Below are 25,505 nucleotides of genomic sequence, written 5' to 3'. Positions count from 1 at the left end.
CGACCACGGCCGCCTCCGCAAAGTCTAGCTCCGCGGGACCCAGAGCATTCCGGTTCTGATTGAATCAGAACCGGAGCTCTGGATCGTTGTTTTGACGCGTCTTCTTCACACCAACCGGGTGTCCGCATCGCTCGAAAGCGCTCTAGAGCAGACCGGCATCCTTAACCTGGGCGTCGATCTGCTTCGCGAGCGCGTCCATGCACTTCTTGGGATCGCCACCATAGGCCTGGCCCGTCAGCAGCTTGCCGAGTTCGGTTGGAATCTCGTTGGTCGACAGACCCGCCCACAACGCCATGTGCGGCTCGGTCGCCATCGCATTGTCGATCACCCACTTCACAGTCTCCAGATGCCGCGTGGTGCCCGCGCCGACCTTGGCCTTGGCCTTGACGCGCGGATCGGCAAATGAGGAGTTGCGCATCGGTGCGAAGCCGCCAAGCAGCGTGCAGCGTGTCATGATCTCCTTGCAGCAACCCCACTGCATGAAGATCCACGCGGCCTCCTTGTTCTTGGAGTATTTCGACAGCGAGATGCACGAGCCGCCCTGATGGCCGAGGTTCGGCTGCTCGTTGAAGCCGGCCTCGGAGGCCGGGCGCAGCTTGTTGGCGGTCAGCGGCTTGGCAGGCTCCCACAGACCCTTGACCTTGGAATCGTCGGCATCCAGGCCCGGGAAAAACTCATCCCAGCTCTGCGCCAGCGCGATCTGGCCCGAATGCATCATCTCGAACTGGCCGTCCCAGGTCGATGCTGTCGAATTCGGTGGCGAGACCTTCAACAGGTCCTGGTACCATTTCAGGCCGGCAATGCCCTGCTCGTCGTTACCGGAGAATTTCTTGTTCTTGTTGAAGATCGAGCCGCCATGGCCCCACACCGCCTGGCTCCAGTCGCACTCCAGCGAATAGTGCCCGGATTTGGCCTGCAGGCCGGTTCCGAAGATGCCGTTGCCCTTCTCGGCCTCGGTGATTTGCCTGGCGGCGGCGAGGTAGTCTTCGTAGGTGGTCGGCACCGCGATCTTGTGCTTCTCCAGGATGTCCTTGCGGTACATCAGGGTGAAGATCGGGATGTCGAAGGGAATGCCCATCCATTGTCCGTCGACCTGGGCGACATTCTTGACGAGCGGCTTGGAGAAATCGTCCCAATCGAAATCGGGCATCGCCAGTTCCGGCTTGTCCTTGTAGTAGGCCACCGGATCGATGCAATCGGGCTGGAACATCGAGATCCAGGATTGATCGAGGTAGTAGAGGTCGTAGGAACCGAGCTGGCCCTGCACGTCCTGCGTCGCCTTGGCGAGCACCTGCTCCAGCGGCACGATCTCGACCTCGACCTCGATACCGGTCGGATCGGTGAACTCCTTCTTGATCTGGTTGAGGATCACCGAGGGCGGCGTCGATTCCGTCGAATAACGGATCTTGGCGCCCTTGAACTTGCTGCCGACCTCCTTCAGCCATTTGGCCTGGTTGTCCGGCAGGCCGTCGGCATAGGCCGGGGTGCCGAGCAGACTGCCCTTGCGCAGGCCGCGCGGGTTACCGAGCATGCCGAGGCTGAAGGCCGAGAATCCGACACCGGCCAGTCCCAGCTTGCGCAGAAATTCGCGTTTCGAGATTTGCCCGTTGGTATAGGCGTTCGCGGTGTCGACAATGAACGTCTGCTGGTCGAATTTCTTGAAACTCATTGCACTCCTCCCGATGTTTTGTTGACTTTCTGGTCTCGGTCCGCGCGCCTACTCCTTGAGAGACCCGAGGGTCAGGCCGCGGACAAGCTGCTTCTGGACGAGCAAGATGAAGATGAAGCTCGGGATCACGGCTGTCGTGCCGAGAGCCGCGATGAATCCCCATTCCGAGCCTGTCGAGGTGACGAAGGTCGTGATCCTGACCGGCAATGTTCGTATCGAATTGGTCAGGAACAGCGACATCAGGAATTCCGTCCACGAGAAGATGAAACAGAGGACGGCGGTGGCTGCGACGCCGCCTTTGACCATCGGCAGGACGACGCGCCAGAAGATCTGCAATCGCGTGGCGCCATCGATCATGGCGGCCTCATCGACGTCGACGGGAACGTCATCGTAGAATGACTTCATCAGCAGCACGGCGATCGGCAAGTTGATCAGCGTATCCACGATGATCAGGCCAAGCCGGGTGTCGAGCAGCGACAGATAGTGGAACATGAAGACGACCGGCACGATGATTGCGATCGGCGGCATGAAGCGCTGCGACAGGATCCAGTTCAGATAGGCGTGCCGCCAGCGAAACCGCATCCGCGACAATGCGTACGCCGCAATGACCGCCAGCAGCAGCGTCAGCGCGGTGGCTCCCACCGCGATGATCAGCGAGTCGATGATGGTTTGGCGACTGTCATACGAACTCGCACCCCCGACCCCGAACGTGTTGCCGGAATCGATGGCCAGTTCGGCCCGTGATTTGCCGAGCATCGTGACGGCGTAGTTGACCAGCGTCGGCTTGAAATTGAACCAGACGATCTCGTCCTTGTTGAAGATCGCCGAGGTGGGCTTGAACGACGTCAGCGCCCACCAGAACAGCGGAAACATGAACATGCCGACCACGAGCACGGCGGCCACATCGCGCAAACGCTTCTGGAGGAATGTTTCCTGCATCAGAACCGCACCTTGAACAGCTTGATGAAGATGCTTGAGGTGACGATCACCAGCAGCAGCGTGAACAGCGAGATCGTCGAGGCGTAGGGAAAGTCGGCGTTCTTGAAATAGATGGTGCCGGCGTACGACGTCAGCGTCTCGGTCGAGGTGCCGGGCCCGCTGTCCGTCATCACCTTCACGTAGTCGTAGATCCGGAACAGGTCGACGCCGCGGATCAGGACGGCCAACGCGATGATCCTGGAGAGCATCGGCAAGGTCAGGCGGAAGAAGGCCTGACTCGCCGTCGCTCCGTCGATGGCGGCAGCCTCGAACGGTTCCTTCGGCAAGGCGCGCAGCCCGGCGAGCATGATCAACACCATGAACGGCGTCCACTGCCAGATATCGGCCAGCAGGACGCCGGCCAGTGCAGAACCACTGGAGGCGAGAATCGGATGTTGCGGCGACCACAGCCCCAGCGAAACGAGGCCCGTGCTCAATACGCCGAACGATCCGTCCAGCATCAGGAGGAACATCATGCCGGTGACGGCAGGCGGCACCACCAGCGGCAGCGTCATCAGCGCGCGCAGCAGCCCATACCCCCTGCGGTCGCTGTCGAGCAGCAATGCGATGGCAAGGCCAAGGCCCAGTTCGATCAGCAGGGCGCTGATCGTGTACAGATAGGTGTGACCGATCGCGCCCCATACCCGTTCATCGGCGAACAGCTTTCCCCAGTTCCAGGTCGGGTTGAAGACGTTCAGGCGGGTGACCGGGTTGCGCTTGAAGAACGTCAGCCACAGCGCATAGAGCAGCGGATAGACCCCGAACGCCAGGATCAACGCGGTGATCGGCGCCAGCCAGGGGAACGGATGTTCCGAGGTCAGAAATCGCGGCCAAACCCGGCGACGCTCCGTGCCGGACACCGGCACGTCGACGGCCAGACTTGGCACCTGCTGCGAAACCATTGACGTTTCCTCGCGCATCGCTTTTTTCTCGGCGCCGGGCTCTGCGGCCCGGTTCGCTGTGTTGGATCAGGGCCGGCGTGATACTCCGGCTCGGTGAGATCGAGCCGCACGCGGCACCAGCGTTCTCGCCGTTGCCACGTCGGTCACCAAAATCGTCGCGTAGTTGTTGTTGAGCGCCGCGTAGACCGCGTCGATCTTGTCGGTGCCGCCGGCAATGCAGATTCGTTCCGGCACCTTGGCAATCTCGTCGAGCGTGAGGCCGATCATCTGATTGTCGAGCGCTCCGAGGATCGGCTTGCCGTCCCGGTCGATGAAACGTCCGCTCACCACACCGACCGCACCGCGCGCGAGGTATGGCTCGATCTTCTCGGGCGTCATGTATCCGCTGCGCATCGCGGTACCCGCGTCATCCACACTGCCGACGCCGAACAGCACCTTGTTGCTCGAGTGGATGATCTTGAAGGTCTCGACCAACGCCGGCTCCTGCATGAACAGGCGCTTGATCTGCGCGGTCGAGACGATGCCGGGGGCGTGCAGATTGACGCATCGCGCGCCAAGCTTGTTGGCGATGTTGGAGGTGCACAGTTCCGGCGAAAATTCCGTCGTCCCGATCGAGCAGCCGGTGATCTGGGTGACGGTCACACCCGGCAGCTTCATCTCGGGCAGCGCGGCCGACAAGGCCTGCACCGTGCGGCCCCAGGAAACGCCGAGCACATCGTCGGGCTGCAACCGCTCGATCAGCAATCGCGCGGCGGCCATGCCGATCCGCTCGTGCACCGGCAGCCGGCCTCCATCATCAGGCACGACGAGGCAGTTGGACAAGCCGTAAGCGTCGGCCACTTCGCGTGCGAGACCGATGGTCTGCAAGTGCCGTGACGAGACCGCGATGGTGACGATGTTTCGGTCGCGGGCCTCCTGCAGGAAGTTCACCACCGACGCGCGCGAGACGCCGAGTTGATCAGCGACCTCCTCCTGCGTCATGCCCTCCTCGTAGTAAAGCCAGGCAGCCCACACGACGGGATCACTGTCGAACTCTGCAGGAATCGACAACGCCCGGCGCTTGATGCGCGGCGGCGTCACTTTGCGTTGCAGCGTCCTGGTCATCGGCGATCCCGGCCTCGGCGTCAGTCACACAAAATGCACATCGAGTTGACAATTGTCAATTGGCTCGATTAATTGCCAATTAGTTTTGTCGAATGTCACGATCGGTGCTGCGGCGCCGAAGCGTTGTGCGGGATTTTGTCGATGTCGAAGCCGAACTGGACCGCGCTGATCGACGATTTAGTGGCTGGTCGCTGGACCAATCCGCTGACCGGCGCCCGCGTGAAAGTGCCCTACGATTCCATCGTGATTGAAGACAGCCTCGAGGGCCGCGAGGCCGAGCTGGTTGCGTCCCTGAAGCTGGGGCACAGCCTTGCTCTGGTCGCCGATCAGGCGACCTACGACGCGTTGGGCGCGCGGATTGCAAGGGCACTGCGCGAGATCGGTCCCGTCGAGGCTGTTGTTCTCGACCGTCCGCACGCCGACATGGCCGAGGTTCGCAATCTGACCGAGAGACTGCGCGGATTCGATTCCGTCGTTGCCGTCGGCTCAGGTACCGTCAACGACCTCTGCAAGTACGTCACCGGTCTCGACGGGCGGCGCTATTGCGTGTTCGCAACCGCCGCTTCGATGAACGGATATACCTCCTCCACCGCCTCGCTCACCCTCGACAGCGGCTTGAAGGTGTCGCTGCCTTCGCACACACCTGCCGGCTTTTTCGTCGATCTCAAGGTGTCCGCCGCGGCGCCGGCCTATCTCGCCGCCTCCGGTTTCGCCGACTGCCTCGCCCGCTCGGTCGCTCAAAGCGACTGGTGGATGTCGCACCGGCTGTTGGGCACGGCGTATTTTCATGAGCCTTACACGATCCAGGCCGTCGACGAGATCGAGCTCAACAAGCGCGCCTCGAACCTGCCCAAGGGCGATATCGAGGCGATGGGTTATCTCTATCGGGTGCTAACCCTGTGCGGACTGGGCATCTCGTTCACCGGCATCTCGCACCATGGTTCGATGGGTGAACACCAGATCTCGCATTACATCGATTGCTTCGCGGGAGCGCGGCATCCAGGCAGCCTGCACGGCCAGCAAGTCGGCATCGCGTCGCTGAGCATGGCGCGCCTGCAGCAGCACATGCTTGCCAGCAATCAGCCGCCTTCCGTTCACGCCACCCCCATCGACGCCGCCGGCATGGCCCGCCGCTTTGGCGATGAAGTCGCATCGCAATGCCTGGCGGAGCTGAAGAAAAAGGCTTTCGATCGCGACGGCGCCATCGCGTTCAACCGCAAGCTCGACGACACGTGGCCTGACTTGCGGCGCGAGCTCGCCGGGTTCGCAATCCCGGTCGGCGAGATGAAGCGACTGCTGTCGGCTGCGGGCGGCGCCACGACGGCGACCGAACTGGCTGTGCCCGTCGACCTCTACCGCGAGGCCATCGTGCATTGCCGCGAGATGCGCAACCGCTTTTCGTTCCTCGACATTGCCGCAGACGCCGGGACGCTGGAGGCGTTTGCGCAGGGCGAACTTTGAGAGGGAGGCCTGTGACATGACCGCAAAGCCGCTTGTCGCCGTGACCGGGGCGAGCTCCGGCATCGGAGAAGCGACCGCCCGCGCCTTCTCCGCGGCCGGCCACCCCGTGCTGCTGATGGCCCGCCGGATCGAACGGCTGGAAGCCATGGGTCTGCCCAATTCGGTCTGCCGCAAGGTGGACGTGCGCGATCGCGCGATGCTGGCCGCGGCGGTGCGAGACGCCGAAGCAAGATTCGGCCCCGTGGATATGATGTTCGCCAACGCCGGCATCGCAAGGCTAGGTGACATCGGCAGGCAGGACCCCGCCGATTGGGACGAAATGATCGCCATCAACGTCAACGGTGTCATGAACAGCGTACATGCCGTCATGACGGGCATGATGGAGCGTCGCCACGGTACGCTCGTCATGATGAGTTCGATCGCCGGACGCAAGGTCTATCCCGATCACACGGTCTATTGCGGGACCAAATATTTCGTCCACGGCGTCTCCGAGAGCCTTCGCGAATATCTGTCCGCCTACGATGTTCGCGTGATCGTCATTTCACCGGGAATCATCGAGACCGAGGTCCTGGATGGCGTGAAGGATCCGGTGACACGTGCCAGCTATGACGCAAACAAGGCGGCGATCGGCGGCGGCATCGGGGCCGAGCACGTCGGCGATCTGATCCTCGACGCCTACAACCTTCCGCAAAAGGCGTTGGTGCAGGAAATCTGCATCACGCCGACTCGACAAAAATACTGAGCGCTCTCCGCGCCGACCTTCAGGAGCCGACCATGACCGACAGCGAACTTCAGTTGCGTGAGGCGATCATCGCGAAATGCCGCTGGATGAATGCCACGGGGCTGAACCAGGGCACGTCCGGAAATATCTCCGCCCGCCACGGTAACACCATGTTGATTTCACCGTCGGCAACGCCTTACGACCTGCTCACGCCCGATACGATCGCGGCAATGCCGATCGAAGGCGAATACGGATCATGGCGGGGCCCGCTCAAGCCCTCCACCGAATGGCGCTTCCATCTCGACATCATGAAAGCACGACCCGACGTCGGAGGCATCGTCCATACCCATGCGACCTATTCCACCGTGCTGGCGATCGCGCGCAAGGAGATCCCGGCATGCCACTACATGATGGCGGCCTTTGGCGGCATGAACGTGCGTGTTGCCGACTATGCCAGGTTCGGCACCAAGGAACTGTCCGAGCATGCGCTGAACGCGCTTGAGAATCGCACCGCCTGCCTGCTGGCCAATCACGGAATGATCGCCACGGGGACATCACTGGACAAGGCGATGTGGCTGGCGGTCGAACTCGAGACCATCGCCCGGCAGTATTATCTCTCCCTGGCGATCGGTGGACCGGTATTGCTGAGCGAGGCCGACATCAGCGAAACCGCCGCTGCATTTGGCAGCTATGGCGTGCAGGATCCGCCGGTCAAGGCGAACGCAACACCGTAATCGGCACGGCGGAAAATCACTCCAATCCGGATGATGCGCTACCCACGAATGATCGCGTGCCGCGCCAAGGTGACGGCGGTTACCATCTCAACGCAGCCGTGCGCACGGGGGCGTCCCAGAGCACGGCCGTTTCGGCATCGAGCAGGCTCACGGTGAGCGAGCAACCCGCCATGTCCAGCGAGGTGACGTAACTGCCAACCAGCGAACGGGCGATGCGCAGGCCACGACTTTCGAGCATCCGGCGGGCCGCGTTGTACATCAAATAGAGCTCGATCGTGGGCGTGCCGCCGAAACCGTTGACGAGCAGCAGCGCCTCGGCCCCGGCACGCGCGCCGAGATCCTCCGCAATGGCCGTCGTCATCTCGGCGGCAATCGTATCAGCCGCTGCCAGCTTGACGCGGCGACGTCCGGGCTCGCCGTGAATGCCGACCCCCATCTCCATCTCGTCTTCGCCCAGTGCAAAGGTCGGCGTGCCCGCAGCCGGGACGGTGCAGCTCGTCAGCGCAACGCCCATCGAGCGCGTCTGCGCGTTGACGCGCTCGCCGAGCGCGACACAGGCTGCCAGATCGGCACCCCTCTCGGCGGCAGCACCAACGATCTTCTCGACGATCAGTGTGCCGGCAACACCGCGGCGCCCGATGCTGTAGGTCGACTTCTCGACCGCGACGTCGTCGTCGGTCACGATGGTCGCGATGCGGCCCTCGGCGATTTCGGCCGCCATTTCGAAGTTCATGCGGTCGCCGGCATAGTTCTTGACGATGAAGAGGACACCGGCGTCGCCCGCGACCGCCTGGGCCGCCTCGACGATCTGGTCCGGTGTCGGCGAGGTGAACACCTGCCCGGGACAGGCGGCGTCGAGCATGCCGTAGCCGACAAAGCCCGCATGCAGCGGCTCATGTCCGCTGCCGCCCCCCGACACCAGCGCGACTTTCTTCGGGTTCAGCTCGCGGCGCCGCACGAATTTCCGCTCGGCGCCGAGCATGACGAGGTCGGCATGCGCGCTCGCAAAGCCGTCGAGGCTTTCGGCGAGAACGTTGTCGACCGCATTGATGAACTTCTTCATTGTTTCCTCCCCGCTTCGTCCGTTCGGCGTTTCTCGCCTATTTTTCCCGCATGATGGCAATCAGCCGCCGCGTGAACTCCTGCAGCAGTGCGTCGAGCTCGGCGTTGCGCTTGGCGCTGCCGAGATCCGGCATATGCAGCGTCAGCGCCCGCTCGTGCGAACCTTCGCTCAACCGGCCGACGCGACGCGGATGTGCGCGCGCATAGGCGCGAAGGAAGGCCGTCTTCGCCTGCGGCGGAAAATGGCAGACATCGAAGATCGTGTTGAGATGCTGCACCGGTATCGGCACCGGATAGGCTGGATTGCTGATCTGGCTGACGAAGCTGCGGTTCTTCCCCATGGCATGGGCCAGCCGGAGCCGCATGCCGGAGGGACGGCTCTCCAGCACCTCCTTGAAGATGCGCTTGTAGACCGCAACCGCACCGGCTTCGGGCGCATCATCGGCCGCCGTATCAGCCAAGGGTACCTCCACCGCTCAGCCGGTCGATGGTCTGCTTGATCTGCGCCAGCGCCGATGCGTTGACGGAGAGTTCGCGCAGACCGCAATTCAAAAGGGCGGGCAGACAGCGCGGATCGCCCGCCATGTCGCCGCACAGGCTGACGCTGATCGCGGCGCGCCGCCCATGCTCCGCGGTCCGCGCGATCAGTTCGAGCACTGCGGGATGCAGCGGGTCCATCAGGGGGGCGAGAGCTCCGTTGGAACGATCGCAGGCCAGGACATATTGCGCGAGATCGTTCGAGCCGATCGAGAAGAAGGACGCCTTGAAGCTCGCAATCGCGAGGGCCGCCGCCGGAACCTCGACCATGATTCCGAGCTCGGGAAGCGTTGCGGCAATGCCGGCCGCCTGCAAGCGCTGCACGACATCGGCGAACAGCTTCCGCCCCGCCTCGAGCTCGTCCGCCGACGTGACCATCGGGAACATGACCTTGAGATTGGCGCGCACCGCGGCCCGCGCCAGCGCGCGAAGCTGAACCGCAAAGATCTCGGGCCGGGCAAGGCACAGCCGCAGGCCGCGCACCCCGAGGAACGGATTGGCTTCGCCGTCCAGCGTGAAGCCCGGCACCGGCTTGTCGCCGCCTGCATCGAAGGTACGGATGGTGACGGGCCGCTGGCCGGCCCAACGCACCACCTCGTCATAGGCCTGGAATTGGGTCTCCTCGTCCGGCAGATCGCTCCGCCCGGCGAGCAGGAACTCGGTGCGCATCAGGCCGATGCCGTCGGCATATTGCGCGTCGGCATGCTCGAGATCCTCGACGCGCTGGATGTTGATGAGGAGCTTGATGTGCTCGCCGCGCCACGAGGCCGTCGGCCGCCGCAGGATCGCGCGCGCGGATGCCCTGCTCTTGCGATGGCTGTCGCGCCGCTTCTCGAAGGTACGGACCTGCTCGACGCTGGGATCGAGCTCCAGCGTCGCGCCTTCGCCGTCGAGCAGCGCCGTGGTGCCGGTATCCGGAATGGCGCCGAGCTGCACCACCATCGGGATGCCGCGCGCCCGCGCCAGCATCGCGACATGGCTGGTCGGGCTGCCGCGCAACAGCGCCAGGCCGCCGCCGCCGGACCAGTCAATCTCAAGGAATCGCGATGGCGGCAGATCGTCGGCACAGACCACGCCCCCGCTCGGGATCTTCAGCGGCTGGTCCTGGTCGCCACGCAGAATGTGGATCACCCGGTCGCGCAAATCCGCGAGATCAGAGGAACGCGCCTTCAGATAGTCGTCCGGTGCGGAATTGTAGTCGGCGATGTGGGCGTCGAGCGTCGAGCGCCATGCGATATCGGCGGGACGTCCCTCGCCGATCGAGCCGAAGATCGCCTCGATCAAATCCTCATCCTCCAGCAGCGCGACCTGGAATTCGAGGATCTGCGCGGCTTCGCCGCCGGCGCTGGCGGCAAGATCGGCGATCTGCCCGCTCGCGACGTCGATCGCATTGCGCAGCGCCAGCGCCTCCTCGACCAGCGTGCCGGCCACTCGCTCGCCGGCCGCGCCCGCGTCGACACGGATCAACGGGCCGTGGGCAAAGCCGATCGAGGCGGTCCTGCCGCGGTAGGCCAGCCCTGCAGCGCCGCCCTGCATGCTACGGTGCTCCATCCGGGAAATCGCTTGCGATCAGATCGACCAGCGCGGCGACCGCAGCCTCGGCATCGCTGCCGGAGGCCTTGATCTCGATCGTGCTGCCGTGTGCCGCGCGCATCGCCATGATCTTGGCCACGCTCTTGGCATTGATCCATTCCGGCGCGTCCGCGACCCGCACGGAGATCTGGGCCTGGAACTTCTTGGCGAGCTTGGTCAGCTTGACCGCGGGGCGCGCGTGCATGCCGACCGCATGCACCAGCCGCACATTGCCGGTGAAGATCTGTTCGTCCGCTTTATCAAGCATGCTCATCATCCATCATCACTTCGCCGACGCCTCAGTCGGCAGAGAGTTCCTCGGCCACGGCCTTGACCTGGGCCAGCGAGCTTCCGCCCGCGGCTTCCGTCGCCGCCATCACGGCGCCCTCGACGATCGGCGCGTTGCAGACGACAACGAGATCGCGCCGCGCCGGCTCCAACATCTCGACCGCCATTTCGCTGTTGGTCTCGGCGCCGCCGAGGTCGACAAGCACGGCAACGCCTTTCGACGACCAGGCGTCGTTGATGGCGTCGATGATCAGCGGCACGCTGGTGCCGAGACCGCCATCGGGATTGCCGCCGCAGAAGGCGACCTTGACCTCGCTGCCGACCATCTGCCGCACCATGTCGGCAGTTCCCTTGGCGATGTCCCGCGAGTGCGAGACGATCACGATCCCCACGGTGTCGGTCATTGCCGTGCCTCCAGGCCGGAGCACACCGCGTGCACAAGAACACAGCTCGACCGCGCCCCTGGATCGACATGGCCGACGCTGCGCGCGCCGAGGAACGACGCCCGCCCCTTGGTGGCCAGCATCGGCGCGGTGCGCTCGACCGCTTCAGCCGCGGTGCTGCGTACCCGCGCGATCAGATCGGGCTGGCCGACGCCCGTTTTCAGCGTCTCCAGCACCGGAACCAGCACATCCAGCATCGTCTTCTCGCCGGCCTGCGAGCGGCCGCGCGCGCTTACAGCGTTCACGCCGCTGCCGAACACGTCGGCGAGATCATCAGGCAGGTGCTTGTCGTGCGACAACGCCTCGCCCGCGGCGAGAAAGAAGCTGCCATAGAGCGGGCCGGAGGCGCCGCCAACCGTCATGACCAGGGTCTTGCCGATCGTCTTGAACGCCTCGTCGAGCGGCTGCGCCGAGATGGCATCGAGCTTGCCGAGCACGGCTTCGAAGCCGCGCTTCATGTTGGTCCCGTGGTCGCCGTCGCCGATCGCCTGGTCCAGGCTCGTGAGCTCCGGCGCGCTGGCGATGACTTGCTCGGCGGCGGCCTTAAGCAGCGACTTGAACGTCTCGGGTTGCACCGACATTGATCTGAACCTCTTACGCCTCTATTGAACCATCGCGCCGACGCGCTGCCCGGCACGGTCGAAACACAGCGGACGCACCAGTTGCAATTCGACCTCCTGGCCGGCCCGCAGCGGCTGATGCGGATCCGCCAGCGTCACCAGCGTTTCGCCCTTATAGTCCAGGTGAACGTGATTCTGCTCGCCGAGGTGTTCGACCCGATGCACCCGCCCGATCATCTGCCCGCCATTGCGCGTGGCGATCTGCAGGTGCTCGGTGCGGATGCCCACCGTCTCGGTTTCCGGCGGCATCGCCACATCGGACAGCAGCCGCGCCGGCAGGAAATTGATCTGCGGCGTCCCGAGCCGCGAAGCGACGTAGCTCGAGGAGGGATTTTCGTAGATCTCCCTCGGCGTGCCGAGCTGAAGCAATTGGCCGTCCCTGATCACGCCGATCCTTGATGCCATCGTCATGGCTTCGACCTGGTCGTGGGTCACGTACAGGATGGTGGCGCCGAGTTCGAGCTGGATCCGCTTCAGCTCGAGCCGCAGCTCGGCGCGAAGCTTTGCATCCAGCGACGACAGCGGCTCGTCCATCAGATAGATCGAGGGATCGCGCACCAGCGCGCGGCCGATCGCGACCCGCTGCATCTCGCCGCCGGACAGGCGGGTGGCACGGTTGTTCAGCTTGCTGGCGATATGCAAGAGCTCCGCGGTCTGCTCGACGCGCTTGCGGATCAACGGCTCCGGCACGCGCCGCGCAGGAGAGCGCAACGGGAACGCCAAATTGTCGTAGACCGACAAATGCGGATACAACGAATATTGCTGGAACACGAACGCGATGTCCCGCGCACCCGGCGGATCATGCGTCACGTCGCGCCCGTCGATCATGACCGAGCCGGCGTCGGGACTCTCCAGCCCCGTGATCAGCCGCAGCGTCGTGGTCTTGCCGGCGCCGCTCGGCCCGAGCAGGACGAGGAATTCGCCGTCGCCCACCGTCAGCGAGAGGTCGCGCACCGCCTCCACCGCGCCGAAGCGCTTGCTGATATTGCGCAAGCTGACGTCAGCCATGGCGCACGCCCTCCTCGCTGGCGGTCCTGATCGCAAGGCCGCTGCCGATATCGAACAGCGCCAGCCGCTCGGAGTTGAATTCGAGGCCGATGGTCTCGCCGATCCGCACCGAGGCGCTGGACGGCAGCCGCGCGGCGACACGCCCATACGCCGTGTCGACGGTGACGATCTGCGTGGTGCCGAGATATTCCGCGCCGAAGACCTCGCCGCGAACCGATCCAGCGTCGGCGAAACGGATATGCTCCGGACGAACCCCGAGCGCCAGCGGTGCGCTCGCGCGGTCTTCTCGGATCTCGGGCACCGCGAGCCTGGTGTCGTGGAAATCGATCGCCCGGTCACCGGATCGCAGGCCGCCCTCGAAGCGCAGGAAATTCATCGGCGGCGAGCCGATGAAGTCCGCGACAAACATGCTGGCGGGCCGGTCATAGACCTCCTGCGGCGTGCCGATCTGCTCGACGCGCCCCTTGTTCATGATCGCGATCTGGTCGGCCATCGACATCGCCTCGAGCTGGTCGTGGGTGACATAAACCGTGGTCGCCTTGATGCGATCGTGCAGGTCGCGCAGCTCACCGCACATCAGATGACGGAACTCGGCGTCGAGCGCACCCAGCGGCTCGTCCATCAGGAACGCCTTCGGGCGCCGCACCATGGCACGCCCGAGCGCGACGCGCTGGCGGTCGCCGCCCGAGAGCTTCGATGTCTTGCTCGACAGCAGATGCTCGATCCGCAGCATCCGCGCGGTCTCCTGCACCCGTTCGCGAATCTCGTGCCTCGCCATGCCCTGGCACTTCAGCGGGAAGCCGATGTTCTGCCCGACATTCATGTGCGGATAGAGCGCAAACAGCTGGAACACGAAGGCGATGTCGCGGGCGGCGGCGCGGTGGAAGGTGACGTCCTCGCCGTCGAGCAGGATCTTGCCCTCGGTCGGCAGCTCGAGGCCGGCGATCATGCGCAACGTGGTGGTCTTGCCGCAGCCGGAGGGGCCGAGCAGCGCGAAGAAGCTGCCGTCGTCGATGGTGAAGGTCGAGCCTTCCACCGCGGTGAACTGATCGAACGATTTGCGCAGGTTCTCGATGCGGATCTGTGCCATGGCCCTATTCCGGAAAATGGCTGACGATGACGTAGCCGACCGTGCCGGCAAGAATCGTCACGAAAGAATAGCTGTACAGATCGATCGACCAGGGCTGCACCAGCATGAAGATGCCGCCCCCGATCAGGGTCATCGCAACGGCCTCCCAGCGGCTCCGCTGGAAAAAGCGATGGAGTGCCCCTTTGCCTCCCCGGGCAACCGCAGAACCGCTCATTTGCGCACCGCTCCGAAGGTGATGCCGCGCAGCAGATGCTTGCGCAACAACACGGTGAACATGACAATCGGGACGACGAACAGCGTGGTCGCGGCGGCAACCGCCGGCCAATCCTGACCGCCCTCACCGATGATGAAGGGGATGAAGGGCGGCATGGTCTGCGCCTCGCCGCTGGTCAGCAGAACCGCGAACGCGTACTCGTTCCAGGAGAAGATCAGGCAGAAGATCGCGGTCGCCGCAATTCCGGTGACGGCCTGCGGCAGCACGACCTTGCGCAGTGCCTGCAGCCGCGTATAGCCGTCGACCAAAGCCGCCTCCTCGTACTCCCGCGGGATCTCGTCAATGAAGCCCTTGAGCAGCCAGACCGCGAGCGAGACGTTCACGGCGGTGTAGAGCAGGATCATGCCGAGCCTGGTGTCGGTCAGATTGAGCTGCCGGTACATCAAATAGATCGGGATCGCGACTGCGACCGGCGGCATCATCCGCGTCGACAGGATGAAGAACAAGAGATCGTCGGCCAGCGGAATGCGGAAGCGGGAGAACGCGTAGGCCGCGAGCGTGCCGAGGAAGACGGCGAGGAAGGTCGAACCGAAGCCGATGATCAGCGAGTTGACGAAGCGCGGCACGACCTTGGACGGTCCGGCAATCACCATATCATGCTTGCGCACGAGCTTGTCATACCAGGTCTCCGGCGCCGGCAACTTGGCGATGAAATCAGGTGTCTGGCGGGTGCGCACGGTGAACAGGTTGACATAGCCTTCGAGTGTCGGCTCAAAGATCACCTTGGGCGGATAGGCGATGGCATCGCTTTGCGACTTGAAGGCGGTGGCGACGATCCAGAGCAGCGGCAGGATCGTGATCAGCGCATAGAGGATGACGAGGGTGCCGGCGAACGCCTTGGTGCGCGGCGAGGCCTCGACGATCGAGTGCGCGGTGGATTTGGCCAGGCCAGATTTGGCAACAGCAGCGGTCATCGTTGCTTCACCTTGTTGAGCGCTTTGACGTAGATGTTGGCGGCACCGAACACGGTCACGAACAGGATGATGGCGAGCGCGGAGGAATAGCCGGTGCGCCACTTCTCGAACGCCGCGCGCTTCAGCGTGATCGACACCAGTTCGGTGGTCGATCCTGGTCCTCCCGAGGTCAGCAGATTGACCATGTCGAACATCTTGAAGTTCTCGATCGCGCGGAACAGCACCGCAAGCATCAGGAACGGCACCGTCATCGGCAGCGTGATCGACCAGAACTGCCGCCAGGGCGAGGCACGATCGACTTCGGCGGCCTCATAGATGTAATCGGGAATCGAGCGCAGCCCGGCGAGGCAAATCAGCATCACGTAAGGCGCCCACATCCAGGTATCGACCAGCACGATGGTCCACGGTGCGAGCGATACCTGCCCGGTCATGCTGAACGAGCTCGGCGGCACGCCGGTGAACAGGCTGATCAGATAGTTGAACGGGCCGATCTGCGGCTGCAGCAGCAGCGTCCAGAAGTTGCCGACCACCGCCGGCGACAGCATCATCGGCAGCAGGATGATCGTGGTCCAGAAGCTGTGGCCGCGGAATTGGCGGTTGATCAGGAGCGCAAGGCCAAATCCGACCACCACCTGCAGCGCCACCGACGAGATCACGAACTGCGCCGTGGTCTGCAGCCGGGTCCAGACGTCCTCGTCGGTGAGGATATCGCTGAAATTGTCGAGGCCGACGAACCGCAGCGGCAGATAGGACATGCTGAGGTTGAGGCTGGTGAAGGATAGCCGGATCATCCAGATCAGCGGGAAAATGTTGATCGCAAGCAGCAGCGCGATCGTCGGCGCAACGAACAGCCACGCAATGGTGCGGTCCGACAGGCCACGGACACGCCGCGCGGCGCGGGATTTGGCGGGCTCGTTCACGCCCGGGATCATAGCATGATCGGGTTGCAGGATCGTGGTCATCTGTCCCATCGGCTGGCTGGATCGGCGTCCCCGAGGCGGCGCCCCGGGGAAGCCAGTTCGGTGAAGTCGCGTGGTCGCGGACCTATTGCGAGGCGACTTCCTTGCCCTGCTCCTTGAACACCTTGGTCCAGTCCTTGACCAGGAGATCGAGCGCCTGCTGCGACGTGCCCTTGTCGGCGACGACGTAGTCATGCACCCGCTTCTGCATGTCGAGCAGCAGTTGCGCGTAGGACGGCTCGGCCCAGAAGTCCTTGACGATGCCCATCGACTCCAGGAATTGCGGCGCGAACGCCGCGCTCTTCGGGAAGTCCGGCGCGTCGACCACCGCCTTCAGCGCCGAGTAGCCGCCGATCTGCCACCATTTCTGCTGCACGGCGCGCTGCGCAAACCACTTGATGTAGGCGAGCGCGTCGTCCTTGCGGTCGGAGGTCGCTACCACCGAGATGCCCTGCCCGCCGAGCTGGGTGAAGTGTCCCTTCGGACCGGCCGGATTGACGAAGAAGCCGATCTTGTCGCCGCCGACATTCGGATCCTTGTAGAGGCCGGGGAAGAAGGCGAACCAGTTCATCTGCATCGCCACCTGGCCGGACTTGAAGGCATCAAGCCCTTCCTGCATGTAGGCGTTGGTCATGCCCGGCGCGGTGCAGCACTTGTAGAGCTCCTTGTAGAATTCGAGCCCCTTGGCGGCGTCAGCTGAATTGACGATGCCCTGCATCTGGTACGGCTTCTTCGGATTGTCGTAGCCGAAGCCGTAATTGTAGAGCACGTTGGTCACGCCCATCGTGATGCCTTCCGAGCCGCGCTCGGTGAAGATGTAGGCGCCATAGACCTTCTTGCCGTCGATCTCGCGGCCCTGGAAGAACTCGGCAATCTGCTTCAGCTCGTCATAGGTCTTCGGCGGCGCCAGATCGCGGCCGTACTTGGCCTTGAACGCCGATTGAATCTCGGGACGCGAGAACCAGTCCTTGCGATAGGTCCAGCCCACCGCGTCGGCCATTGCCGGCAGCGCCCAGTAGTTCGGCGAATTCTTCGGCCATTGCGAGTAGCCGACAACGGTCGCCGGGACGAAGTCGTCCATCGAGATCTTCTCTTTGGCGAAGAAATCGTTGAGCTTGACGTACCACTTGTTCTCGGCGGCGCCGCCGATCCACTGGCTGTCGCCGATGATCAGGTCGCAGAGCTTGCCATGGGAGTTCAGCTCGTTGAGGAAGCGATCCGCATAGCTCGTCCAGGGGACGAACTCGTATTTCATCTCGATGCCGGATTGCTTGGTGAAGTCCTTGCCCAGTTCGACCAGCGCGTTGGCGGGATCCCATGCCGCCCAGCACAGCGTAAGCTGCTTGCCCTGCGCTGCAGCCTCGCCTCCACCGAATACCCCGAGCAGCGCTGCCCCGAGGACCGCCGTCGCCGCAGAGCTACCTAGCCATTTGAAGCTTCGCATGTCCGTTTCCTCTCTCGTTGATGCATCTAACCCACGCTGCGCGCCCCCTGCCGGAGCGACGCAAAGAACCTGAAGCCGAGTTGAGGAGCGATGGGTGAAGAACGAGACAGATCCATCCGAAACCTTTGTTCGGACGGGCAGGCTCCTCCCACACATCAGCTCGATGCGCGATGTTTAGTTTTTCTTAGTAACTAAACGTATTACTAAATTTCGACGGCCGTCAAGCGGGTTTCGCGCGAGCCCAAAGGGAATTGCGCGCCCGTCGACGCAGTACCGCGATGCAGCAAAAACAGCTTGTATGCTGGTCGACCGCGATCATCGGTCTGGTACGCGTGGACGTTTTCGCACCGGCTGGATCGAGGGAGCACCGGAAGCCGGACTATTTCCGATGTTTAGCAAAACGCTTTACTGAACGTTCAATGGAGCGAAGGCGCCGGCAAAGACCGATGCACAACGCCGGCACGTGTTGGAACTCGCTCGCCTGGCCGGTTCGTCAGGACACTGGAAATCTTTCGGCTCTAATGTGCTCCGCGTTTCACATTCGGCTCGCGGCAGAGGAGCCGCACCGGCGCGAATTCGAGACAGGGTTCATCGCACTCAACCGTCGCGGCTCCTGCCGCATCAGATTTCTCACAGGCTAACGATCTCCGTGTCCACGTTGCCCGCCACCAGGCCCGCCGCTCGCAAGAGGCGCGTTGGGCAACACTGGACCAAGACCATTCGGCTCGCTCGCGGCTGGCACGGCGCGCGCTGGATTTGGGCGAAGCTGGGTGCGATGCCGATCGCGATACGGGTTGCGATCGTCGGCGCAACGATCGTCGCACTCCTTCCGCTGGCTAACCTTGTTTTTCAGGTTGTCCGCAAACCGACCGAGCTGTTCTTCCTTGTTGGCACCGCGCTCGACAAGGAGCCGCCAGAGACCTGGCGGCAGTACGGAGCACATTTCCGCACCTACTCCACCGACACCATCACGCCTGAGCTGCTCGCGGCGCTGGCGCAGACCGAGAGCTCGGGCAATCCGGTGGCGCGCACCTATTGGCGCTGGCGGCCGAGCTGGAATCCTCTCGCGATCTACAAGCCCGCCTCGAGTGCCGTCGGCCTTTATCAGATGATTGACGCTACGTTCGCGGAGGCGAACAGCTATTGCATCCGCCAGCACGCGGTCGTTGCGACGGACTGCTGGTTCAACAGCCTGTATGTTCGCACGCTACCGAGCCATGCCACGGAACTCACTGCGGTATCCCTGGATCGCGGCGTTGCCAGAGTTCTCGCGGCCGCGCCGAAGAGCACGGCAAATCCGCAACAGAAGCAAGACCTCGCTGCTCTCATCCATCTCTGCGGCACCGGTCCCGGACCGGCCTTCGTGCGCCGCGGCTTCCAACCGGCCGCCGGCGAACACTGCGGCGATCACCTCGTCGCGGCGTACCTTGCCAAGGTCAACCGGATGAGACGTCAATTTGTGAAGCTTGCCGCGAACGACCGGAACTAAGCCCGCAGTAGTCTACCCCGGACAGCGCGCGACGGATTCAGCTAGCGAACGGCTTCGAATCCGCCGAGAACCGACGTCAGGTTCTTCCCAAGTATGTCGGACAGATATCCGCCCTCCTGCACCAACACGGTCGGAAGTCCAAGCCGTGCAATGGCGCTGCCGATGCGTCCAAATCCGCCGGTGGTGACGGCAAGACCCGCGAGAGGGTCGTGCTCGGACGCATCAAGGCCGAGCGCGACAACCAGCGCACCCGGCTCGAAGGCGCGGATCATCTTTTCCGCAGTGGCAAGCGCCTGGATATAGCCGTCATCCCCGGTGCCGATCGCGAGGGGAATGTTCAGATTGGTGCCAAGCCCCGATCCCGCGCCGCGCTCATGCGCGTAGCCCCAGACGAACGGGTTGAAGAAGGTCGGATCGGCATGGATCGAAACGGTCAGCACGTCGGACCGTTCGTAGAAGATGCCCTGCGTGCCGTTGCCGTGATGCACGTCGACATCGAGGATCGCGACGCGCTCGTGCTTGAGGCGGAGATGCGCGGCCGCGATCGCGCTGTTGTTGAGAAAGCAGAAGCCGCTGGCGAGATCGCGATAGGCATGATGGCCGGGCGGACGGCACAGCGCGTAAACCGCATCCTCGCCCTCCATCACCATCTGCGCGGCGGTCGTCGCAACGTCGGTTGCCGAGCATGCGGCGGCCCACGTGCCCGGCCCGATCGGGCATGAGGTGTCGATGGTGTGCCAGCCGAGCTTGCCGACGATGTGCGTCGGATAGGTACCGGCGTTACGAACCGGATGCATGTTCGCGATCATCTCCGGCCCGGAATCACCGAGCGCGGACCAGGCGTCCCAAGCTTCGGCAAGGAAGCTCAGATATTCGGGACTGTGCACGCGGGCGCGCGGCCCCTGTCCGAATGCGGTCGGCGCGACCAGCGTGTGCTCGCCTGCCCTCAATCCTGCCAGCAAACGATCGGCGCGTTCGGGCTGCTCCGTGGTGCGCGTGACCACACCGCGCACGAGGAAGAATTGCGGATCGTGGCTGCGGTGCAGTTCGGTATAGACGGCCTTCACAAGCTACTCCTGTTCGCTGAATCCGATTGCGCGAGGTGCGCAGTCACTTCGCCGCGGCGGGCCACGGCGGAATCTCGCGCACCAGCCGGCCGACTTCGCGCCAGGCATGGCCGAGGTGGTGATCGATATGGGCGACAATGCGCTCGGGATGACCGGCCTCGATCGCGGCGAGCACCGGCTCGTGGGTGCGCGCGATCTCGTGCGGATCGTCGTAGAGCCGACCGATCAGGCCGATCACCATGCGCAGCTCGGAGGCGAGATCATCGAACAGCCGCAGCATGCGCTTGTTGCCGGCGATCTCGCAGATCAGGCGGTGAAACCGGTAGTCTTCCTCGACCTGCCGCGCCGGATCGTCGAGATCGGCCATCTCGTGCAGCACCTCGATCTGCCGGCGGAGCATGTCGCGGGTCTCCGGCGTCAAATTGCGCGCGGCAAGCACTGCGGCGTGCCGTTCGACGCAGAGACGCAGATCGTAGATCTCGTCGATATCGTCGGCGGCAAACTGACGAACGAAGAAGCCGCGGCGCGGATGGGCGACGAGCAGCCCCTGCTGCTCCAGCAATCGCGCGGCCTCGCGCACCGGCGCCCGGCTCACACCCAGCTCGCGTGCCACTCCCGCTTCGACGACCTTTGACCCCGGCGGCAGCCGCCCCTGGACAATGGCTTCGGTCAGCCGACGTGCGACCTGGCCGACCAGATCGGTCTCATTGAGGGCCGGCAAGCCAACCGGAGGGGACATTGTGCGCATCAAAAGGGTCCGTTTTGACCCTTGTACATTATTTAATCGCCGATTGTCGACAGTTTAGACTTGATCAATTCTTAGATTGTCGACAGTTTAGTGGCGCGGGTATTGCAACGCAACAGAAACGGCCCGCGGACAGGGACTAGCCACAACGATGACGACGCATGTGCGGCCCGAGGCCGTGAAGGACCAGAACCAGCAATTCCGTATCGACCTCGCCGCGGCCTACCGGCTGATCCATCGGCTTGGGCTCGATGACAGCATCTACACGCACATCTCGGTGCGGCTGCCCGGCCGGCATGACCGCTTTTTGATCAATCCCTACGGCCTGCGCTTCGAGGAGGTCACGGCTTCCAAACTCGTCACTGTCGATCTCGACGGCGTCGTCATCGACGATCCGCTCGGGCTCGGCATCAATCCTGCCGGCTTCACCATCCATAGCGCCGTGCATGCGGCGCGGCCGGACGTCGCCTGCGTACTGCACACCCACACCGTGGCCGGTGTCGCGGTGTCCTGCCAAAAGCAGGGCCTGTTGCCGCTCAATCAATGGTCGATGCAGTTCACCGGCTGCCTCGCCTATCACGACTACGAGGGCATCGCGCTCGATCTCGACGAGCGTCAGCGCCTGATCGCCGATCTCGGCGACAAGTTCGTGATGGTGCTGCGCAATCACGGCATGCTGACCTGCGGCCGCTCGGTCGCCGAGGCGTTCAAGCTGATGCACAACCTCGAGCGCTCGTGCCGCGCGCAGCTCGCGATCCAGGCCGCCGGCGCCGCCATCGCGCCGCTGTCGGATGCGGTCGCGCACAAGACCGCCGGCCAATACGCAACCTTCTACGACAGCATCGAGACGAAGGGCGTGCCCGACACCGAGTGGGCAGCCTTCAAGCGCATGCTGGAGCGCACCGATCCCGATTTCATGAACTAGTCGTCAGCCCGCTTCCCGGAGCCGTGGCCGGGCGAAACGAACAACAAGAGAGATTGCACATGTTGAAGCGAGTATTGCTGAGCCTTCTGGTCGCGAGTGCCCTGAGCACCGCGGCATTCGCCCAGGAGCCGAAATCCGGCGGCGTGCTCAACGCGGTGATCCAGCCGGAGCCGCCCGGCCTGATGGTCGGCCTGGTGCAGAACGGCCCGACCCAGATGGTCGCCGGCAACATCTACGAAGGCCTGCTGCGCTACTCGCCGAAGCTCGAGCCCCTGCCCGGTCTCGCCGAAAGCTGGAGCGTCAGCGAGGATGGCAAGATCTATACGTTCAAGCTGCGCAAGGGCGTCACCTGGCATGACGGCAAGCCGTTCACCTCGGCCGACGTCGCGTTCTCGATCGACTTCCTCAAGCAGACCCATCCACGCGCCCGCGGCAACCTCGCCCAACTCGACAAGGTCGAGACGCCCGATGACTCGACCGTTGTGTTCACGCTGAAGCAGCCGTTCGGTCCGTTTCTCGGCATCTTCGAGGTCGGCTCGCTGCCGATGATCCCCAAGCACATCTACGAAGGCACCGACTACAAGACCAATCCGGCCAACAACACGCCGATTGGTACCGGCCCCTTCATGTTCAAGGAATGGCAGAAGGGCTCGTTCATTCGCCTGGTCAAGAACCCGAGCTACTACATCAAGGGCAAGCCCTATCTCGATGAGATCTACTGGCACGTTATTCCCGACGCTGCCGCGCGCGCGGTGGCGTTCGAGACCGGCAAGATCGACATCCTGCCTGGCGGCTCGGTGGAGAATTTCGACGTGCCGCGCCTGTCCAAGCTGAAGAATGTCTGCGTCACCGGCGCCGGCTGGGAATTCTTCAGCCCGCATTCCTGGCTGTGGCTCAACAACCGCCAGGGCCCGACCGCGAACAAGAAATTCCGCCAGGCGCTGATGTATGCGATCGACCGCAACTTCGCCAAGGACGTGATCTGGAACGGTCTCGCCAAGGTTGCGACCGGCCCGTCGGCGTCAACCATCAAGTACTACACCGACAAGGTGACCACCTATGACTACGATCCGGCCAAGGCGAAAGCACTGCTGAAGGAGGCCGGCTACAATGGCGAGAAGGTCCGCCTGCTGCCGCTGCCGTATGGCGAAACCTGGCAGCGCTGGGCCGAGGCCGTGAAGCAGAACCTGCAGGATGTCGGCATCAATGCCGAGATGATCGCAACCGACGTGCCCGGCTGGAATCAGAAGGTCTCCGACTGGGACTACGACATCGCCTTCACCTATCTCTATCAGTATGGCGATCCGGCGCTCGGCGTCGGCCGCAACTACGTCTCGAGCCAGATTGCCAAGGGCTCGCCGTTCAACAACGTCGAAGGTTACTCGAACCCCGAGATCGACCAGCTGTTCGCCGACGGCGCCACCGCCTTCCCGGATTCCAAGCGCGAAGAGATCTATCTCAAGGCGCAGAAGATCCTCACTGACGACGTGCCGGTGGCCTGGCAGCTCGAGCTTCAGTTCCCGACCATCACCCGCTGCAACGTCAAGAATCTGGTCACCACCGCGATCGGCGTCAACGACGGCTTCCGCGACGCCTGGCTCGACAAATAAGATTCATCACCGGGCCGCGGCGTGCACAAGACGCCGCGGCTACTTTTCGCTTCCTCCCCGAACGCAACCGAAGTCATCGATGCTCGCATTCATAGCCCAGAGACTTGCCAAGGCCGTTGTCGTCCTGCTCGCGATCGTCGTCCTCAACTTCATGCTGATCCGCATGGCGCCGGGCGATCCGGCGATGGTGATGGCAGGCGAGGCCGGCGCCAGCGACAAGATCTTCGTCACGCAATTGCGCGAGAAATTCGGACTCGACCAGCCGCTGCCGGTCCAGCTCTATCGCTACGTCAAGGGCATCGCGACGCTCGACCTCGGCTTCTCGTTCCGCCAGCAGATGCCGGTCGCCAAGCTGATCGCCGAGCGGCTGCCAGCGACGCTGCTGCTGACCGTCACGGCCTTCGTGATTTCGCTGCTGCTCGGCGTTCTGTTCGGCACGCTGGCCGCGCGCTTTGCCGGCACCTGGGCCGATACTGCGATCACGATACTGGCGCTGATCTTCTATGCCACGCCGCTGTTCTGGGTCGCGCTGATGGCGATCCTCTTTTTCTCGGTCGCGATGGATTGGCTGCCGAGCTTCGGCTACGAGACCGTCGGCGCGAATTACACCGGCCTCGCCCATGTGCTCGACGTCGGCGCGCATCTGATTTTGCCGGCGACGACGATGGGCCTGTTTTTCATGGCGACCTACGCCCGCATGACCCGCGCCTCGATGCTGGAGGTGAAGCGGCATGATTTCGTCAAAACGGCGCGCGCCAAGGGCCTGCGTGATGCCGTGATCCAGCGGCGCCACGTGCTGCGCAACGCGCTGCTGCCGGTGGTGACGCTGGCCGGCCTGCAGGCGGGCACGCTGGTCGGCGGCGCCGTGCTGACCGAGACCGTGTTCGCCTGGCCCGGCATCGGCCGCCTGATGTACGAGGCGCTGCTGCAGCGCGACTACAATCTGCTGCTCGGCGTGTTCGTGGTCTGCTCGGCGATGGTGCTCGCCTTCAACCTGATCACCGACCTGATCTACCGCGCGGTCGACCCGCGCATCGAGTTCGCCTCATGAGCAAATTCTCGCGAACGATGCTGCGCAACCCCGGCGGCGTGATCGGCCTCGTGATCCTGCTGCTTGCGATCGCAATTGCAGTGTTCGGCCCGCTGCTGTTCCCGACATCGCCCTGGCGCATGGTGCAGCGGCCTTTCGTGCCGCCGTTCACGATATCCGGCCTGCCGCTCGGCACCGACGCGCTCGGCCGCGACGTGCTCGCCGGCATCATCTACGGCGCCCGCGTCTCGCTGCTGGTCGGCCTGGTCTCGACCATGGCGGCGCTCGCGGTCGGCATACCCGTCGGCGCGCTCGCCGGCTATTTCGGCGGCAAGATCGGCGACGCTCTGATGCGTTTCACCGAGTTCTTCCAGACCGTGCCAAGCTTTGCGCTCGCGATCGTGCTGGTCGCGATCCTGCAGCCCTCGATCGTCTCGATCGTGCTGGCGATCGCGATCGTGAGCTGGCCGCCGGTGGCGCGGCTCGTCCGCGGCGAGGTGCTTTCGCTGCGCACCCGCGAATATGTCCAGGCCGCCGTCGTCACCGGGCAGTCGCACAGCTGGATCATCTGGCGCGAGATCCTGCCGAACGCGCTGTCGCCGGTGATCGTGCTGGCCTCGCTGATGGTCGCGACCGCGATCCTGCTGGAATCCTCGCTCTCCTTCCTCGGCCTCGGCGATCCCAATCTGATGTCCTGGGGGTACATGGTCGGCGCCGGCCGCACCGTGATCCGCCAGGCCTGGTGGATCACGCTGTTTCCCGGCATCGCGATCCTGCTCTCGGTCCTGGCGCTGAACCTGATCGGCGAAGGCCTCAACGACGCGCTCAATCCGCGCCTCAGCAAGGAAGGGCGCTAACC

Annotated in this window: 26 protein-coding genes; 8 read left to right on the top strand and 18 right to left on the bottom strand. The window is 63.8% G+C overall.

What is annotated here, in order from left to right; all coding sequences use genetic code 11:
- Positions 1 to 142: 142 nt before the first annotated feature.
- The 4 genes from WDM24_RS15815 to WDM24_RS15800 form a co-directional block, all read right to left on the bottom strand.
- Positions 143 to 1,669, bottom strand: coding sequence for an ABC transporter substrate-binding protein (locus WDM24_RS15815; RefSeq protein ID WP_338831787.1), 1,527 nt, complete (start codon positions 1,667 to 1,669; stop codon positions 143 to 145).
- A gap of 48 nt (positions 1,670 to 1,717) precedes the next feature.
- A complete protein-coding gene (locus tag WDM24_RS15810; RefSeq protein WP_338699345.1) occupies positions 1,718 to 2,608 on the bottom strand; it encodes a carbohydrate ABC transporter permease in 891 nt (296 codons plus the stop codon).
- On the bottom strand, positions 2,608 to 3,549 hold the full coding sequence (locus tag WDM24_RS15805) for a carbohydrate ABC transporter permease (RefSeq protein WP_084518305.1): 942 nt from the start codon (positions 3,547 to 3,549) through the stop codon (positions 2,608 to 2,610). The genes WDM24_RS15810 and WDM24_RS15805 overlap by 1 nt, the downstream gene beginning before the upstream one ends.
- Before the next feature lie 66 nt (positions 3,550 to 3,615).
- Positions 3,616 to 4,653, bottom strand: a complete 1,038-nt coding sequence (locus WDM24_RS15800) for a sugar-binding transcriptional regulator (RefSeq protein WP_338699340.1) — start codon at positions 4,651 to 4,653, stop codon at positions 3,616 to 3,618.
- A gap of 141 nt (positions 4,654 to 4,794) precedes the next feature.
- Here WDM24_RS15800 and WDM24_RS15795 point away from each other — a divergent pair, with 141 nt between their 5' ends.
- From WDM24_RS15795 to WDM24_RS15785, 3 genes are read left to right on the top strand one after another with little or no spacing between them, the layout of a single operon-like run.
- A complete protein-coding gene (locus tag WDM24_RS15795) occupies positions 4,795 to 6,114 on the top strand; it encodes an iron-containing alcohol dehydrogenase (protein WP_338699338.1) in 1,320 nt (439 codons plus the stop codon).
- Positions 6,115 to 6,130: 16 nt separating this feature from the next.
- A complete protein-coding gene (locus tag WDM24_RS15790; RefSeq protein WP_338699336.1) occupies positions 6,131 to 6,856 on the top strand; it encodes an SDR family oxidoreductase in 726 nt (241 codons plus the stop codon).
- 32 nt (positions 6,857 to 6,888) lie between these two features.
- The gene (locus tag WDM24_RS15785; protein WP_338699334.1) at positions 6,889 to 7,569 is read left to right on the top strand and encodes a class II aldolase/adducin family protein; all 681 of its coding nucleotides are present in this window, start codon (positions 6,889 to 6,891) and stop codon (positions 7,567 to 7,569) included.
- A gap of 79 nt (positions 7,570 to 7,648) precedes the next feature.
- Here WDM24_RS15785 and dhaK read toward each other — a convergent pair whose 3' ends face one another.
- The 12 genes from dhaK to WDM24_RS15725 all read right to left on the bottom strand — a co-directional run bounded on the left by dhaK (position 7,649) and on the right by WDM24_RS15725 (position 17,780).
- Complete coding sequence (gene dhaK, locus WDM24_RS15780; RefSeq protein WP_338699332.1) at positions 7,649 to 8,632, bottom strand: dihydroxyacetone kinase subunit DhaK; 984 nt, start codon at positions 8,630 to 8,632, stop codon at positions 7,649 to 7,651.
- Between the two features lie 37 nt (positions 8,633 to 8,669).
- Positions 8,670 to 9,092 (bottom strand): hypothetical protein, encoded by a 423-nt coding sequence (locus WDM24_RS15775; protein WP_338699330.1) that lies wholly within the window; start codon positions 9,090 to 9,092, stop codon positions 8,670 to 8,672.
- Positions 9,085 to 10,704, bottom strand: a complete 1,620-nt coding sequence (gene ptsP, locus WDM24_RS15770; protein ID WP_338701244.1) for a phosphoenolpyruvate--protein phosphotransferase — start codon at positions 10,702 to 10,704, stop codon at positions 9,085 to 9,087. The genes WDM24_RS15775 and ptsP overlap by 8 nt, the downstream gene beginning before the upstream one ends.
- A gap of 1 nt (position 10,705) precedes the next feature.
- Positions 10,706 to 11,008, bottom strand: a complete 303-nt coding sequence (locus tag WDM24_RS15765; RefSeq protein WP_338699328.1) for an HPr family phosphocarrier protein — start codon at positions 11,006 to 11,008, stop codon at positions 10,706 to 10,708.
- A 31-nt stretch (positions 11,009 to 11,039) separates the two neighbouring features.
- Positions 11,040 to 11,432 (bottom strand): dihydroxyacetone kinase phosphoryl donor subunit DhaM, encoded by a 393-nt coding sequence (dhaM, locus tag WDM24_RS15760; protein ID WP_338699326.1) that lies wholly within the window; start codon positions 11,430 to 11,432, stop codon positions 11,040 to 11,042.
- Positions 11,429 to 12,052 (bottom strand): dihydroxyacetone kinase subunit DhaL, encoded by a 624-nt coding sequence (gene dhaL, locus WDM24_RS15755; RefSeq protein ID WP_338699324.1) that lies wholly within the window; start codon positions 12,050 to 12,052, stop codon positions 11,429 to 11,431. Before dhaL ends, dhaM begins: the two co-directional genes overlap by 4 nt.
- A gap of 21 nt (positions 12,053 to 12,073) precedes the next feature.
- Positions 12,074 to 13,099: an ABC transporter ATP-binding protein gene (locus tag WDM24_RS15750; protein ID WP_338699322.1), complete on the bottom strand. Its 1,026-nt coding sequence runs from the start codon at positions 13,097 to 13,099 to the stop codon at positions 12,074 to 12,076.
- Positions 13,092 to 14,189, bottom strand: coding sequence for an ABC transporter ATP-binding protein (locus WDM24_RS15745; protein ID WP_338699320.1), 1,098 nt, complete (start codon positions 14,187 to 14,189; stop codon positions 13,092 to 13,094). Before WDM24_RS15745 ends, WDM24_RS15750 begins: the two co-directional genes overlap by 8 nt.
- Before the next feature lie 4 nt (positions 14,190 to 14,193).
- Positions 14,194 to 14,322 carry a hypothetical protein gene (locus WDM24_RS15740; protein WP_338699318.1) on the bottom strand — a complete coding sequence of 43 codons (129 nt, stop codon included), beginning with the start codon at positions 14,320 to 14,322 and terminating at the stop codon, positions 14,194 to 14,196.
- Positions 14,323 to 14,399: 77 nt separating this feature from the next.
- Entirely contained in the window at positions 14,400 to 15,377 is a 978-nt protein-coding gene (locus WDM24_RS15735; protein WP_338699316.1) for a carbohydrate ABC transporter permease, read from the bottom strand.
- Positions 15,374 to 16,309 (bottom strand): sugar ABC transporter permease, encoded by a 936-nt coding sequence (locus tag WDM24_RS15730; protein WP_338701241.1) that lies wholly within the window; start codon positions 16,307 to 16,309, stop codon positions 15,374 to 15,376. Before WDM24_RS15730 ends, WDM24_RS15735 begins: the two co-directional genes overlap by 4 nt.
- 112 nt (positions 16,310 to 16,421) lie before the next feature.
- Positions 16,422 to 17,780, bottom strand: a complete 1,359-nt coding sequence (locus tag WDM24_RS15725; protein ID WP_338699315.1) for an ABC transporter substrate-binding protein — start codon at positions 17,778 to 17,780, stop codon at positions 16,422 to 16,424.
- 463 nt (positions 17,781 to 18,243) lie between these two features.
- Here WDM24_RS15725 and WDM24_RS15720 point away from each other — a divergent pair, with 463 nt between their 5' ends.
- The gene (locus tag WDM24_RS15720; RefSeq protein WP_338831786.1) at positions 18,244 to 19,269 is read left to right on the top strand and encodes a transglycosylase SLT domain-containing protein; all 1,026 of its coding nucleotides are present in this window, start codon (positions 18,244 to 18,246) and stop codon (positions 19,267 to 19,269) included.
- Between the two features lie 41 nt (positions 19,270 to 19,310).
- Here WDM24_RS15720 and WDM24_RS15715 read toward each other — a convergent pair whose 3' ends face one another.
- Both WDM24_RS15715 and WDM24_RS15710 read right to left on the bottom strand, forming a co-directional pair.
- Entirely contained in the window at positions 19,311 to 20,336 is a 1,026-nt protein-coding gene (locus WDM24_RS15715; protein ID WP_338699311.1) for a histone deacetylase family protein, read from the bottom strand.
- A 43-nt stretch (positions 20,337 to 20,379) separates the two neighbouring features.
- Entirely contained in the window at positions 20,380 to 21,075 is a 696-nt protein-coding gene (locus WDM24_RS15710; protein WP_338699309.1) for a GntR family transcriptional regulator, read from the bottom strand.
- Between the two features lie 157 nt (positions 21,076 to 21,232).
- Here WDM24_RS15710 and WDM24_RS15705 point away from each other — a divergent pair, with 157 nt between their 5' ends.
- From WDM24_RS15705 to WDM24_RS15690, 4 genes are all read left to right on the top strand, one after another.
- On the top strand, positions 21,233 to 22,006 hold the full coding sequence (locus tag WDM24_RS15705) for a class II aldolase/adducin family protein (RefSeq protein ID WP_338699307.1): 774 nt from the start codon (positions 21,233 to 21,235) through the stop codon (positions 22,004 to 22,006).
- A 59-nt stretch (positions 22,007 to 22,065) separates the two neighbouring features.
- Positions 22,066 to 23,616 (top strand): ABC transporter substrate-binding protein, encoded by a 1,551-nt coding sequence (locus WDM24_RS15700; RefSeq protein ID WP_338831785.1) that lies wholly within the window; start codon positions 22,066 to 22,068, stop codon positions 23,614 to 23,616.
- A 79-nt stretch (positions 23,617 to 23,695) separates the two neighbouring features.
- Positions 23,696 to 24,667 carry an ABC transporter permease gene (locus tag WDM24_RS15695; RefSeq protein WP_338699302.1) on the top strand — a complete coding sequence of 324 codons (972 nt, stop codon included), beginning with the start codon at positions 23,696 to 23,698 and terminating at the stop codon, positions 24,665 to 24,667.
- Positions 24,664 to 25,503, top strand: a complete 840-nt coding sequence (locus tag WDM24_RS15690) for an ABC transporter permease (protein WP_338699300.1) — start codon at positions 24,664 to 24,666, stop codon at positions 25,501 to 25,503. Before WDM24_RS15695 ends, WDM24_RS15690 begins: the two co-directional genes overlap by 4 nt.
- Positions 25,504 to 25,505 lie beyond the last annotated feature (2 nt).

The organism is Bradyrhizobium sp. 27S5, from assembly GCF_037217225.1.
GTDB classification, from domain to species: domain Bacteria; phylum Pseudomonadota; class Alphaproteobacteria; order Rhizobiales; family Xanthobacteraceae; genus Bradyrhizobium; species Bradyrhizobium septentrionale.
The sequence above is the reverse complement of the archived record's forward strand: the minus strand, read 5'-3'. Positions and strand labels throughout refer to the sequence as shown.